Here is a 15,392-nt window from a genome sequence, read left to right as displayed (position 1 = left end):
TGTAGATGTCTATCTTTTTTATAAGGTCATATGCAATCGCATCGTTTTTATCGGTGTTGAGCCTGTAAATCATGGCGATTTCATAGGCTATACAGAAGCTAATGTGGAATGTTCCTGTACAAAGTTTTCCAGCAATTCTACCGCTTTATCATTACCTCCGGCAAGATTAAAGGTATTCTGAACCTCTTGGGCAGCAGTTCTGTATTTAGGGTTTTCCAGTAATTCGAAAACAGTTTCACGAAGGGCATCTACACGAAGTCTTTTGTATCGGATGCTGATTCCGCAACCTGCCTGCTCAATTAATTTCGCAATATGGAAATGATCGTAAGCAATAGGAGTAATTAACATCGGTAAACCATTACGGAAGGTGTCGTTTACGGTATTGAAACCACCGTGGCAGATTACCATATCCATTCTTTGCATTACCGCAGATTGAGGAACAAAGCTGTTTACGATGAAATTCTCCGGCCATTCTTCAAAGATTTCCGGTGGAGTAGCAGCAATCACTGTTACTGGTTGATCTTTAAATGCAGCGATGATCTTTTCGAAGAATGCTTTTCTGATGTCTACCAATAAAGTTCCCAGGGATACGAAGATCTTTGGAGTGGTAGAGGCATTTAATTTATCCCAGTCAAATGGAGCATCGTTTGGACGTCCTTTTACCGGGCCTACAAATTTCATATGTGATGGCACCGTATCAAAACCTGCAAAAGCCTGTGAAGTAAAGACCATATTCAGTTTATGAGAATGAATATAAATTCCTTCTTCGTGAATGCCTACTTCTTTTTGTAAGTCTTTGATTAAGTTTTGCTGCCATTCCCAGATTTTAGGGGCACTTTTTTCAGTATCTCCCATTACATCCGGCGGAACGGGTGTTGTGGTTACACAAGGAATATTATGTTTGTGTGCGAAAAGCGCACCTCCGAAAGTGATACAGTCGTTCACGATCACATCAGGCATCCAGCTTTCTGTTAATCTTGTTAATCCTGGCATCATCATTTTAGCGAAAGGAACATAGGTTTCTTCCAATGCCAGTTTCATGACTTCAGGACCTGAACACGCTGGTCCGTCATCCTGTCTTTTTAAAATACGGGCAATTTCATCCTGATAAGGAAAAAGGTCTTCTTCCGGATAGTAATAAGAACCACCTTCAGGAATATGTTTGTTGTCTAAGGGAGTAATTCCGAACCATTTTACTTCGTGGCCACGGGCAATCAGACTGGCTCCCACACTTAAAGTAGGGCTTACATGTCCGAAAAACGGCGGAACAACGAATAAAAATTTAGATGGTTTTTCGTGTTTTGAGGCTTTAGTAATAGCCGTCTCCAATAAATTAGCTGCTGTAGATGCTCCTCCTGCTTCCATAAAAGATTGTCCTACTTTTTGAGCGGCCTCACGGTAGCTCGGGTTATTTAAAATTTGCTGTACTGCCTCTCTCAGATGATTGGCTTTAAATCGGTTGAAATTAAGTCTTTCACCTGCTTCTGTACGCACCACACGTCCTGCAACATGCGACTGGTCATACGCGATAGGAATGACTACCAAAGGAATTCCGTTGGATAAGGTTTCAGAAACGGTATTGTGACCGCCATGGCAAACCACACCATCAAGATGAGGTAACAGATCCAATTGTGGAACCTGCTGATACACCATAAAGTTGTCCGGCCACTGCTCGAAAAGTTGTGGATCAGAAACCACCACAACCGTTAAATCTTCATCTTTAAAAGCATCCATTACCTTTTGGAAGAATGCTTTTTTATGATCGTGATCAAAAGTAGTTCCAATGCTTACTAAAATCTTTTTATTGGTGGCACTTTTTAGTCTGTCCCAATCAAATTCACATGAGATACGACGTTCTGTAAGAACTGGCCCTGTGAATTGATATTGAGGGGCTAGATCATCCATTTCACCAAAGAAATAAGTTGAAGTTAAAACAAGGGTCAACAGATCTGAAGTCGCCAGAGAGCGTTCCTCGTTGAAGCCTAGTTCTTTTTGTAAATCGATGATTTGATTCACTTCCCATTCGTGTACTTTTGGCAGCTCATTCATGATCTTAATGGCAGCCGGAGCGGTAACGGAAGTCGCACAAGGAATTCCTAATGCTTTGGCAGCTATCGGCGCCGCAAATAACTGATGGTCACCGATGATTAAATCGGGTTGGTATGTTTTTAATAAAGAAACAATTCCATTATAGCAATGTCTGTTCAGCGGGATAAGCACCTCTTCGTAAAGGAACTTCACACTGTCGATTCCATACACTACTTTTTTGGAAATAATATCAAGATATTGTTCGCTTTCTTTCTTTTCTTCGTCGGTCTGATCGTATTGGATCAGTAATAATTTTCCGCCCTCGGGAAGTTTAGCCTCTAAAGTTGGGTCAAGGCTGATCCAGGCTACTTCATGCCCTCTTTCCAACAGTGTAGCACCGATGCTTAGGGTAGGATTGACATGTCCTGTCAAGGGGGGAACTATAAATGCAAATTTAGCCATGGTTCTTCGTTAAGATATTAGATAAAAACTGAGCGATCGTCTCTGCGATGAGCTGAGGTTCCTGGATGGGAATATTGTGATCGCCGGAAATTAATTCAAGTTCGGCTGAACCGATTTGAGACTGCAACCATTCTCCTGTAGGTCTACAGTTGGAATCTACACCGTAAAGCAGTAAAGTAGAAGCTTTCAGTTGATTGAACTCCGCTTCACCAAGGAAATGCTTTTCTTTAATCATATCTGCTTTGATGCTGGTTTGGTTAAACAGAAACTCATACATACGATGGTTCTTTTCCATTTGTCTTTTACCCATCTGGACTTTGGTAGTATCTGTAAAATTGGCTACATAATGCTCAAGAAATTCCTTGCTGTATTCATCAATGATATTCCTTGCTTTTTCGTCCTGAGGATCCGGAGCTTCCATCACTACGAGTTGATTGACACGTTCAGGGTATGTTAATGCTGTTTTCAAAGCAATAAGACCACCGAAGCTATAGCCTGTAAGATGTACTTTTTCCAGTTGAAGGTGATCCATTAAACCCATCAGATCGGATGACATGTTATCAAGGTCGTACCCATCCAAAAAGCGTTCACTCATCCCGTGACTTTTCAGATCGTACATCACCACATGGAAATGTTTTGCCAGAATAGGGGCAATATTAAAATAATAAATGGACAGGTTACTGAACATACCGTGGATCAGTACCACGGTTTGTTCGGCTCCTTTGTTGAGTTCCTGTATATGAACTTGTTTATTATTGACAGTGATTATTGGCATTCGTAGATATAATTGATGATCATACTAAGGTCAAGATTAATAAGCTGGTCAAGATCCATAGAAGATAACCAACCTGTAAAGTCGATCTGATCGCCAAAATGCGCCTTGATCTTTTCAGAGAAAGAGACAATCTCGATGCTGTCCATTTCAAGATCTTTGGTGAATGAACTTTCCGGAGTAATGTCCATCTCCTCTACAAATTCAGCACCTATCACTTCAGTAATAAAACCTTTTAATAAAGTAAAAAGTTCTTCGTGGTTCATTTTTAATGTTGCGTTTACAGTGTCCATCCGATAATATAATTTTTATGTTTAACAGTTTTGATTTCAATATTGTTGATCCACAAGTGATCATCTTTTATAAGTTCGATTTCGAAGGCTTTTGGATTCCCTTTCAGTCCGGTTCCTAAGAACTTTCCGTAGGCTTCTTTGGCGACCCAGAAACGAGTCGTCCATTCTGCCTGATCTTTTCCTTTTAATAAAGCTAATTCATGGTCTGTAAATACCAGATCATAGAATCCTTCGCTGCGTTCTTCTATGAGTTCCATATCGATTCCTACAGATTGGCCATATCTCGCAATACCCACAGCTTCTTTTCCTTTGTGAGCGAGTGAAATATGAATGTCTTCTGTGAAATCACTGATGAGGTAAGGTTTTCCTACTTCATCAGAGCGGATTTCAAAGGTGATAGGGAAGCACGCATGATTTTTTTCCTGACGAAGAAGGTTTCTAACGGCATCTTTCACCGCAACACGGCTTACCATCCAGTTTTTCTTCTTGTTGGGTAATAATTGCTGGTGATGCTGTTTTTCCGTTTGGTTGAAATATCTTTTCAGGATAAAATCCCATGAAGCGACTCTGGTATAGGCCTGGTGGAAGAAGAATACTTCAGGAGCAATCTCTTCAGAAAGACGGTTGTGTAATGGCGACATGGAAACATTCCATAAAGCGGCATCAATTTCCAGTCTTCTGTTCTGCCAGCCTGTGATCGCACACCATACTTTTCCGTCTCTTTTCAGGATGATATCTGCAATGGCAAATTCATCATTAAGCTCGGTCAGCATACAGGTACATTCAAAAATACCTTCCTGATCGTGCATATCACCAAAGAATTCAATGTCTCTGATCTTCACCGGGAAGGCGATACGGTCTTTCACCAAGGTAAGCTGTAACCAAAGCCCGAATAACTGTCCGGCATTGTCTAACAGAGATCCTTTTCCGCCATTTCCTTTGATCTTTCCAACGATTCCTTTATTTCCAACCGCTGAAACTTCCGTAATTCCCTGGTATTTATCGCCATGGAACATGTGAGCATCATAGATTTCTTCAGGCGTTCTTTCAATCGGTAAAAGATCACCAACAGAAAGGTTGAACGTTGGAGTAGGGACAGGTGAAGATTTTAAGATCACTTCAGCATTGGCGAAGTTTTCAATATCCAGATATGCATGGTTTTCGCCACGCCATTGTCCTTTTACGGTTTTCTCAAAAGGTTGAGCTACGTTCATCCATTGGAATACGCTTACATTCATGATTTTATGAACCTGTGTCCCCGGGATTTCCGCTTCTGCAATTTCAGCAAGTTGTTCAAAGATCATAGTCATCGGAATGACCGGTTCCATATCGGCTACATGAGCCCATCCTTTAGGCTGTCTCAATAAGCTGTGATCGATCAGGTATGGATGACTTTCAAGTGTCACATACAGATCTTTTGAGAAGGTTGTGCTTTTTGGTGCTTTTGGCACAACCTGCTGTCCTACAGGAGCCGGACGTGGAATGGTGATTTCCGGACGGTTCTGGAATAAAGTCAGGACTTCTTCCTGCATGCGGATCATATCCGTAACGTTGTCCTGGAATGCCTGTACAAGCGGATGTCCTGATTTTGTAGCAATAGCTGAAGCTGTTGCTGTATATTGTTTTGGTGTTTCAAAGGATGGAGCTAATGCTTTTACTTCTTTAAAATTTCGGATAATAGGGGAGCCTAATTCCAGCTTTATCCCTTTACCTGATGATTTTTTTGAATGCTGCTGAAGCTCTAGAAAGTCAAGTGCAACGGTTTTACCTTCTACAAATAACGAAGCGACAACACGTTGTAACTGTGCCAATGCAGAACGGGCAGGAACACTGGAAGCAATCGTACTGAATGCTTTTCCTTTCAAGGTATCATCAATAAATCCGATCAGACCGCCGGTACCCACCTGAATGAATACTCTTGCGCCTTCTTCATATAGTTTATCCGTCAGTTCACGGAAACGAACAGGTTCTACCAAATGCTCTGCACTCAGTTTTCTGATGGCTGCCTGATCTGCCGGATAAGGTTCTAATGTAGTGGCAGACCATAACGGGATCTTCGTTTTCTGGAATTGTGCTTTTTCCATTCCGGCAAGGATCACATCTAGTTTATCAGCGATAAAAGGAGAGTGGAATCCGGATTGGAAGGGCAGTACCTGATGGAAGATCTGTTTTGATTTTAATTGCGGAACCAATTCATCCAATGCCGCATTGCTTCCGCAAAGAATCACCTGATTAGGACAATTGTCATTGGAAACATACAGGTCTGAAATTTCAGCAATAAAAGGCTGTACGACATCAATTCCGGCTCCAATGGCAATGAATTTGGAATCTTTTAATTCGAAAGTTTCCGGATTCAATACATCAATTAGTGCTTTTACAGAATTGGCTTCTGCCAGCTCAGATGAATATCCTGCCAGCCATTCTCCTAAACTGTGTCCTGCATTCATATCCGGGATAATTCCCAGTTTTTTCAATGAATTATCAAGGATACTACAGGTATTGAAGATGTTTAAAGCATCGGTTAAAAGGCCTTCGCCTTCTGTTTCTATAGGCGCTGTTAATCCGAAATAACGACTTACACTTTCCACTTCACCTTTTGCCAGACCATCCAAACCAGGGAATACAAAGGCTACTTTACCACCATCTTTTAATAATGGGGTAGAAGTGTACCAAATGTCCTGTTTATTTTTCCAGATCAGGTTTTTAGAAACAATTTTAAGGGCTTTTTCTATTCTTGCAGGTGTGGGATCGAATATGGCTACTCTGAAATCTCCTTCTCCTGTTGTTGTTTGATTATTTTTTAATGCAGCAACGAGTTCTGCGTGAGTAGGTCTTGCCAATAGCAATACTTTGTCTTTTTTTGGCATATCATAGCCTTCCAGAACAACGTGTGCATTGATTCCTCCAAATCCGAAAGCGTTGACTGCTGCTACTTTTGGCAGTCCGGTTTTTGACCAGTTTTTGGCTTCCTGTACAGGCTCAAATCTTGTGCTCTGCATGTCTGCAGTAGGATTTTCACAGTATAAGGTTGGCGGTAAAGTATCGTGGTGTAAAGCCAGACAGGTTTTAATTAATCCTGCGATTCCTGCAGCCGGCATGGCATGCCCGATATTGGATTTTACAGAACCGATTCCTGCTACCGGGGCCGCTTCTTCTTTCCCAAAGAACTGTGCTAAGGTCTGAAGTTCTGTTTTATCTCCAAGCGGAGTTCCAGTACCATGGGCTTCCAGGTAACCTACTTTATTTTTATCCAGATCAGCATTGATCCAGGCTTGTTCTAATGCTTTTAACTGTCCTTTTACGGATGGGCTCATCACGCTGGTTCCATTACCATCACTACTGACACCCACCCCTTTGATCACTGCATAGATTTTATCCTGATCGCGAACAGCGTCTTCCAGTCGTTTTAACACGACGAAACCACAACCTTCTCCAATCAGCAATCCATCAGCATCCATACTGAAAGGTTTGATCTGTTCCTGGCGAGACATTGCTCCCAATTGAGCGAAAATACTCCAGAACGCAGCATTTTGTCCGGTGTGAACTCCTCCTGCGATCATCATGTCGGAACGCCCTCTCTGAAGTTCCTGTACTGCATGATCTACAGCGATTAAAGCACTGGCACAAGCGGCATCCACAGTAAAAGCAACGCCTCCAAGATCAAAGCGGTTGGCGACCAATGAAGCTACCAGATTAGGAATCAATCCCATGGCAGTATCAGCAGCGAAACGTCCTTTTCTTTCCTGGAACGCATGTTTTACTTTTTCGATATCAGCAGAAGATACCTGAGGCAGCAATTCCTGCAATAAAGAGGAAATCTGTTCTCCGGTTCTTACAATTTCAATGGCACGGGTAGCTCCCGGCCCGGTATAATTTCCTTTTCCGATGATAATTCCTGCTTTTTCAAGGGAAGTATTCTTTTGAAATACTCCGGCATCTTCCAAAGCTTTCTGAACTAAATCAAGGGTCAGTAAATGATCGGGTTCTGTTCCTTCTACCGCAAGGGGTAAAATACCAAAGCTGGTAGGATCAAACTCATAATCAGGAATAAACCCGCCTCGTTTGCAATAGAAACGATCGACAGGGTTGGTGGCATCACTAAAATGCACCGGATCTATCCGATCAGCCGGAGCGGATTGGGTAGAGTCTACTTTATTGACAATATTCTGCCAAAAAGTATGGGCATCCTGCGCCCCGGGAAAGACGCAGGATAGTCCAACTACAGCAACATCTGTTTTTTTCATACTTAGTTTAATACAGAGTTTACCAATTATTTCCTGACATGATCAGCACTTGGCTTTCAGTTCCGTATTTTATTTCGTTAAGGAAAATTTCTTTTCCTTCATCCAATGGGATCATAGAGATTCCTCTACGTTCGTATTCAGATTCAAGGGTGGAAGAAACCATTCCGGCACCTTTCCAAGGGCCCCAATTGATGGAGATTACTTTTCCTTTTAATCTTTTATTCAGAGCGTTAGCGTAATCATCTAATACACTGTTGGCAGCCGCATAATCTGTCTGTCCTTTATTACCATATACCGATGCGATACTTGAGAATAATACTACAAACTGACAGTCCGTACGAAGCTGTTCAGCCAATACACGAAGTGGTTTTACTTTGGTATCAAATACACGTCCGAAAGATGAAGTTGTTTTTTGTTTGAACAATTTATCTTCTAAAAGCCCTGCTCCGTGAATCACCCCATCTAAACGGTTGTATTTTTCATAAATACCGCTGATCAGGTTGCTTAATCCTTCTTCGTCACAAAGGTCTAATGACTGATAAATAATAGTGTTTCCAAGTGCTTCCATATCACGGATCGTGCGTAGGATCTGATTGTTTTTGAACACTTTTGTTGTTTCTTTTTCGATTTCAGCAGGAGAAGTGAATTTTCCAGATTTAATCAGGAATGCTCTGATTTCTTCTTTCGTCTTCATTCCTTCGAATTCTTTTGCAGAAGCCTCATTTCTTGGGTCTGCTGATCTTCCAACTAAAATATAAGTACATGGATAAGCCTGAGACATATGTTTCACCAATTCTGCAGTGATTCCTTGCGCTCCTCCCAGTACCAGTACTACAGATTTCTGATCTAGCTGAATGTGGGCTTCACTTAAGCTTGTTGACAATGGGGAAGGGATAATATCTACCTTATGTCTTTTTTCGTTTTTATAAATTACTTCAGCAGGTTTATCATTGGTAAGGATTTCCTTTAAAGTGATTTCAGCGATCTGATCTACTTCCTGAGGACTGCTCAAGCTGATTAATCTGCAAGTTGTGTTATCAAATTCTCTAGCTAAACTTTTGAAAAGTCCTGGGTAACCCTGGTGATGACGCAATACGCTTACATCATTGATTTCCTGAATATGGGCAGGGATATCAGAAATAAGATATACCCATTTTACTTTATCAAAATCAAGTTTTTTAATTAAATCAACATGATCAATAATGCTTGGTTTATCCGTAGCTGAGAATAAGTCTAACATGATTAGTCCATCAACATTGGAAAGATCTTTATCTGCATCTACCAATTCTACGATAGCTCCATGTTTTTCCAATTCAGCTTTAATCGCTGAGGTTTGTTGGCTGTCATCCTGAGTGATTGCAAAACGTTTTCCTTGCAGAACCTCTGTATTTTGTACTGAAGATGCATCTGTAGGAGTGATATCAAAACGAAGACGTGATAATACATTGTTTGTAGCTTCAGAAGTTACTTCTTGCTTTACTTCATTTTTTATTTCACTAGTATCACCGCTCATTTCACTGATCCAGCTAGCCAATCCACGAAGTGTTTTGATCGCTGCCAGTTTTTCCATTACATCATCAGCCTGTTCAAGGTTTTCACCAAAACCGATCTTGTTTTTAAGATCAGCGATGATTTCCATACGCTTGATAGAATCGATACTAAGGTCTGCTTCTAAATCTAAATCTAGACCTAGCATTTCTTTCGGATATCCTGTTTTTTCGCTTACGATATTTAGGATAGCATTTTGAAGGTCTTCTAATGATAAAGTCGCTTTTGCTTGTGGTGTTGAAGCTGCTTCAGCTGAAGTTCCGTTTGTTTCAGGAGCTGCTGGTGTTGTATCTGCTCCTGAGAATTCAGTAAGCCATGAAACTAATCCGCTCAGGGTTTTGATTCCTGCCAGTTGTTCCATCACCATATCTTCATTGGTATTGCCTTTAGCCAATGTTCCCAGTTCGTTACGAAGCGTTCCGATGATTTCCACTCTTTTGATAGAGTCGATACTTAAATCAGCTTCAAGATCCATTTCCATGCCCAGCATTTCCTGAGGATATCCTGTTTTATCACTTACAACCTGAAGTAATAAAGCTTTGATATCTCTTGTTGGAGCAGCTTTTACAACAACAGCAGTAGCTGCAACTGTTGTCGCTTGTTGAACCTGTTGTACAGGTATTGTACGTTCAGGAGCATGAGCCGGCGGTGGTGTATTATAAACAGGCATTGGGTTCACCTGAGGATTCTGTCCCATAAAGGAAAGCATCACATCACGTTGTGCCTGTATCATTAATTTCATGCTGTTTAAATATTCCTGCAGCATACGTTCTGCCGTAGATAGGCCTTCCGGTGCAGGAGGTTGCGTATTATGAGTCGTAAAATTGTTCATAGGAATAGGGTTTATGATAGGGAGCGCACCATTAGCAGGCAGTGAACCTGTTGTCGGATGTGCAGCTTGTCCGTTAACACGCCAGATGGCTGGGCTTTTCTTGTACAGTTCAGGCTGATTGATATCAACAAGCTGAACGAAGCGGCCATCGAAAAGTTTTTCAATATTGAAGTTGCGTCCGGTTCCTAAATACTGAGCTAACATGCATAATAGATGGGTGAATTTATTACGGCTGCTGTCTTCAACATATAAGGTTAACTGATCTTTTTCAATACATGATTTCGCCAATCCTGTAAGAACCTTTCCTGGTCCTACCTCGATGAAGATTCTTGCTCCATCGTTATACATCGCCTGCATCTGCTCCACGAATCTTACTGGCTGTACCAGGTGGTCAGTCAATCTTTCTTTGATGTTCGAAGGATTCGATGGATATACTTGTGCTGTTGTATTAGACCATACAGGAATCTGCATTTCTTCAAAAGGAACGTCTTTTAATACATCAGCATATAAATCTTTTGATTTTGCCAATAACGGGCTGTGGAATGCACACGCAACCTCCAGTTTTTTAGCAGAAATACCTTCCTGTTTAAGGACTTCCAATAACGTATTGATGGCTGGTGTACTTCCTGCAATCACACATTGAGTAGGAGCATTGAAGTTAACAGGATAGCATCCTTCCACTTTGGCAATGATCGGCTGTAAACGTTCGTGAGTAGCGCTTGCAGCTAACATTGAACCCGGATCTCCGCCTTCTACTGAATTTAAAATAGATTGTGCTCTTTGAATACTTAAGTCAACCAGTTTATCTTCAGCAAATACTCCTGAGAAGCATAGGGCTGGCAATTCTCCGTAGCTATGACCGGCTAACATATCAGGAACAATTCCTAGTGATTCTAAGAATTTAGCCAATGCAAGATCAACAATTCCTAAAAGCGGTTGTGCTAAACGGGTGTCTTTTATAGTTTCTTTCTGTTGTTTTAAATCCGCTTCATTGAATGTTGTTGAAGGGAAAACTACTTTTTCAAGTTCAGGATAGTTATCAATCACTTTACGCATAGCCGGGAATACTACGAACAGATCACGGGCCATGTTGATTCTCTGGCTTCCTTGTCCAGGGAATGTGAACGCTACTTTACCTTCTTTTTTACTGACAGTGAAAGTATCTTTAGTCTCTATCCCCAGCAATACTAATTCAATTTTCATCATCAGGTCAACTGCAGTGTCCGCAACAATACTGAACTGAATTGGCTTTTCTGAAGTGATACTTAAACTGTACGCGATATCTTTTAATGGAATTTCATCATTGATTTCCAATAATGTTTTGATTTGAGCTGACTGTCCTTTTGCTTCTTCATAAGTATCCCCGCGGAATACAAATAATTCTGAAGGCCATGACTGCATTGCAATAGAATCATCCTTCTTCGGATGGTTAGCAATTACTGTGTGGAAGTTTGTCCCTCCGAATCCAAAGGCACTGACTCCTGCATAACGGTTCTTTTCAGTCCATAATCCTGTTTCAGCATGGAAAGAGAATGGGCTGGTTGCTGCGTTATAATAAGCATTAGGCTGTTTAAGGTGAAGGGTAGGAGGTTTCACTCCATGGTAAACCGCTAAAGAAGCTTTGATTAAACCTGCTAATCCTGCAGCACATTTGGTATGCCCAATTTGGGTCTTCACAGAACCTAAATGCGTCTGTCCCGGTAAAGCACCTGAACGACTGAATAGATTCGTTAAAGCACTTAATTCTGTTTTATCTCCAACCACAGTTCCTGTACCGTGAGCTTCTACCAATCCTACAGAGGCAGCACTAATTCCTGCCTGAGTATAGGCACGTTCTAAGGCTCTTACCTGGCCAATTTTTCTTGGTGCAGTAAGACCTAACGCTTTACCGTCACTGGATCCGCCCACTCCTTTGATTACAGAGTAAATACGGTCGCCATCGTTGATAGCGTCTTCATATCTTTTTAAAACAAGGATAGCAATTCCTTCTCCAAGGGCAATCCCGTCTGCTTCACTGTCGAATGTAGCACATCTTCCTTTTCTGGAAAGAGCGTGAGTACTGGAGAACATCAGGTAATCGTTGATACCGTTGTGTAAGTCTGCACCTCCGGCAAGAACCATATCTGATTTACCCAGTGCAAGTTCCTGACAGGCTAAATCGAGGGCAGCCAAAGAAGAAGCACATGCTGCATCTACAGTAAAGTTTCTTCCTCCAAGATCCAGGCGATTCGTAATCCTACCTGCGATCACATTGGCCAAAATACCAGGGAAAGAATCCTCTGTGGTATGTGGGAATGCCTCTTTTACTTCTTCGTGAAGTTCTCCAAAGACTTGTTTATAAAAGCCTCTGAAACTATAGCTGTTAGCAAGATCGTTACCACCTTCGGCACCGATAATTACAGAGATGTTTTCTCTATTAATATGTTTTTCACCATATCCAGCATCTTCCATCGCGCGTTTTGCTACCAATAACGTAAGCAATTGGGTAGGTTCAATAGCAGCAAGAGATTGTGGCGGAATGCCAAATGTAAGCGGATCAAAATCAATTTTCGGAATAAAACCACCCCATTTTGAATGGGATACATCGGATTCGTCTGAATCCGGTTTATAGTAAAGATCTTTATTCCATCTTTCGTCCGGAACTTCGGTAACACTGTCTTTTCCTAAGATAATATTTCTCCAGAATTCATCCAGATTTTTAGCGCCAGGGAAAATACATTCCATTCCGACAATGGCAATGTCTAATGGTTTTTCGCTTGATGTTGGTGGTTCAGATAACTCAGCATTTTGAATATATTCGTAATTGCCAATACTTACGTTTTGGTGAAGTTCTTCCAGAGTAAGCACTTTGTTTTGCATCGTTGCAATCTGACCAATCATGTACATTCCAAGATCTAACTGATCATCTTTAGGAATGTTTACTAATTGATCTCCCTGGCGTTCTATTCCTTTAGCAGCAATTCTTAAACGGCCTACGTTAAGTTTTTCCAGCTTTTCCCAAACTTCTTTTTTATCTGTTCCGGCTGCTAAAAGTTTAGCTTTCTCGGTATTGAAGTGGTCAGCAAATGATGTATTTAAACAACGGGTTTCGTGTCCCGGAGCTGTTTCTAATAAGACAGTATCTTTAGCCTGCATTGCCTGTAACTGGAATTCTTCCTGAATGGCTCCGGTTTGTACGGCTTCCTGAGTATACAGGTAAGCAGTTCCCATCAATACACCCACTTTTACCCCTCTGGCAGCTAATGGAGCAGCCATGATAGAAACGAATGCTGTTGAGAAATCATTATGGATTCCACCAGCAAAAAATACGGTAATATTTTCCGGATGGTCTTCTTTTAATATACGTTCAATTTGCTTTTCCCAAAGAACTGTGCTGGATAACGGACCTACGTGCCCACCGCATTCACGGCCTTCGAAAATAAAACTCTTTGCTCCTTCTTTAAGGAAAATATCCAACAGGGCAGGAGATGGAACGTGAAGGAATGTCTTTATTCCTGCTTTTTCAAATACTTTGGCCTGTGCCGGTCTTCCACCTGCGATCAGGACTACTGGTGGCTGGGCTTCAAGGATATAAGAGGTTTGTTCGTCTCTTAATTCCTGAGGGGCAAATCCTAAAATACCTACACCCCAGGTTTTGTTACCTGCCAGTTCTTTAGTTTCCATAACCAAAGACTTGGCTGAGTTTCCTTTCAGTAATGATAAGGCAACAAATGGCAAAGCTCCTGCTTCTGCAACAGCATTGGCAAATCCGGGAACATCACTTACACGGGTCATTGGTCCCTGTGCAATGGGATATGTTAATCCAAGATCCTGTGCTAACGGGTTGTTCTGATCAATAACCTGAAGAGCTTTAGCTTGTTTCAGGTGACCATACATAGCCTCTTTTAAACCAAATGCAAGTTTTTTCAGTGTTCTGAACTCTTCATAAAGATCAGTTGCAAGGGAAATATCCTGTCCCATTGGGATGTAGCTCTTGCTGATATCAAGATCTTTAAAATGCTGTTTAAGGTCTTCAGCTGTAATATTGTCCGGTAATGAAGGTGAGTTGGGTCTTACCAATACACGGTGATTGGCAATGATCTTAGTCTCAGTTCCGTTAAGTTTTGAACACAATTCTTTTATGTCCTTTGGAACAGAACTTTCAGGGAATAAAGCCAGTTGGCTATCCAGTACAATTCCTGTGGCACCCAAAGCTTTCACGGCTGCGGCAGTATGGAGTCCTATTCCCCCCTGTACCCACACCGGAATGCTTTTGATTTCATTAATAATACGCTGGAACAATACAAATGTAGATTCGTAGCCGATTTGACCTCCGGCTTCATTTCCTTTGATGATGATTCCTTTGGCTCCTGATTGTTCAGCTTGTTTAGCTTCTTCTAAGCTGGTTACCTGATAGATAATATCCAGTTCCGGATTTTGAGTAACCTTCATCCCGAATGGTAAGATCGCAAACCTTACATTTTCAGGAAGCGGAAGATCTGAAAATTTTTCATTAGAAACATAAATACCATAAGAGGGTAGGGTTGTTTCTTCCAGTTGACTAAGTACTGCCTGGGCGGTCGTTAACTCTTGGCCTAAGCTGAGAACAGGAAATACACCTGCCTGATGCAATTTAGGCATAAGGTTGACGTCTGGCTTTTCAAAAGGCGTTAGTCCAATAATGGTTAGGTTTTTCATGGCGTGATATGTTAGTAAGGATTTTGTGATAGTGCATAAGTCTTTGATACAAAGAGAGATGCTTATGACAAAATCATAAAATTGGTATTTGTTATATTTTTAAAAGTATGGCTTGATTGTTGAAAATAATTCAACAAATTATAGCTTTCCCTAAGGTAATTAGAGTGAAGGTAGGTGTCCGGCTTTTCAAAAGGCATTAGCCTAAAAATGGTCAAGTTTTTCATTGCACTTAGTATTAAAATAATAATATGCGATTTTGTATTAAAACATCAATCTAATGGTTGTATAGATTAATTGTTCGTAATACATGAATAAAAATATTAAATTTATGATATGTTTTTAATCATAAATGAAATTCGATAATAATTTTTTAACAAACAAATGTTAATTGTTCAAATGTTATAAAAGTATATGGTTTATTTTCTTATTCGTTATAAACAAGCCGGCACAATCTGTGTAACTATAAAAATAAATAATTATAGTTAAAGAAATGTTAAGCAAATATAGAAATAAAAAATAAGATATTTCAAAAAGAA

Annotated in this window: 5 protein-coding genes; all 5 read right to left on the bottom strand. The window is 40.8% G+C overall.

Features of this window, described 5'->3' with window-relative positions; genetic code table 11:
• Nucleotides 1-87: 87 nt before the first annotated feature.
• From M2372_RS03065 to M2372_RS03045, 5 genes are read right to left on the bottom strand one after another with little or no spacing between them, the layout of a single operon-like run.
• Nucleotides 88-2,490 (bottom strand): glycosyltransferase, encoded by a 2,403-nt coding sequence (locus tag M2372_RS03065; RefSeq protein ID WP_123318401.1) that lies wholly within the window; start codon nt 2,488-2,490, stop codon nt 88-90.
• Nucleotides 2,483-3,265, bottom strand: a complete 783-nt coding sequence (locus M2372_RS03060) for an alpha/beta fold hydrolase (protein ID WP_123318402.1) — start codon at nt 3,263-3,265, stop codon at nt 2,483-2,485. The genes M2372_RS03065 and M2372_RS03060 overlap by 8 nt, the downstream gene beginning before the upstream one ends.
• Nucleotides 3,256-3,555 (bottom strand): acyl carrier protein, encoded by a 300-nt coding sequence (locus M2372_RS03055; protein WP_002977699.1) that lies wholly within the window; start codon nt 3,553-3,555, stop codon nt 3,256-3,258. The genes M2372_RS03060 and M2372_RS03055 overlap by 10 nt, the downstream gene beginning before the upstream one ends.
• A complete protein-coding gene (locus M2372_RS03050) occupies nt 3,543-7,799 on the bottom strand; it encodes a type I polyketide synthase (RefSeq protein ID WP_123318403.1) in 4,257 nt (1,418 codons plus the stop codon). The genes M2372_RS03055 and M2372_RS03050 overlap by 13 nt, the downstream gene beginning before the upstream one ends.
• 19 nt (nt 7,800-7,818) lie before the next feature.
• Nucleotides 7,819-14,856, bottom strand: a complete 7,038-nt coding sequence (locus M2372_RS03045) for a type I polyketide synthase (RefSeq protein WP_123318404.1) — start codon at nt 14,854-14,856, stop codon at nt 7,819-7,821.
• Nucleotides 14,857-15,392: the final 536 nt, after the last annotated feature.

The sequence above is a fragment of the Chryseobacterium sp. BIGb0232 genome (genome assembly GCF_024810195.1).
GTDB classification, from domain to species: Bacteria; Bacteroidota; Bacteroidia; order Flavobacteriales; family Weeksellaceae; genus Chryseobacterium; species Chryseobacterium pennae.
This window is presented reverse-complemented; position numbering and strand designations above follow the sequence as displayed.

Bases quoted from the DNA above. Each gene is read 5' to 3' on its own strand.
- M2372_RS03055 (WP_002977699.1), bottom strand. From the start codon at position 3,555: ATGGACACTGTAAACGCAACATTAAAAATGAACCACGAAGAACTTTTT.
- M2372_RS03060 (WP_123318402.1), bottom strand. From the start codon at position 3,265: ATGCCAATAATCACTGTCAATAATAAACAAGTTCATATACAGGAACTC.
- M2372_RS03045 (WP_123318404.1), bottom strand. From the start codon at position 14,856: ATGAAAAACCTAACCATTATTGGACTAACGCCTTTTGAAAAGCCAGAC.
- M2372_RS03050 (WP_123318403.1), bottom strand. From the start codon at position 7,799: ATGAAAAAAACAGATGTTGCTGTAGTTGGACTATCCTGCGTCTTTCCC.
- M2372_RS03065 (WP_123318401.1), bottom strand. From the start codon at position 2,490: ATGGCTAAATTTGCATTTATAGTTCCCCCCTTGACAGGACATGTCAAT.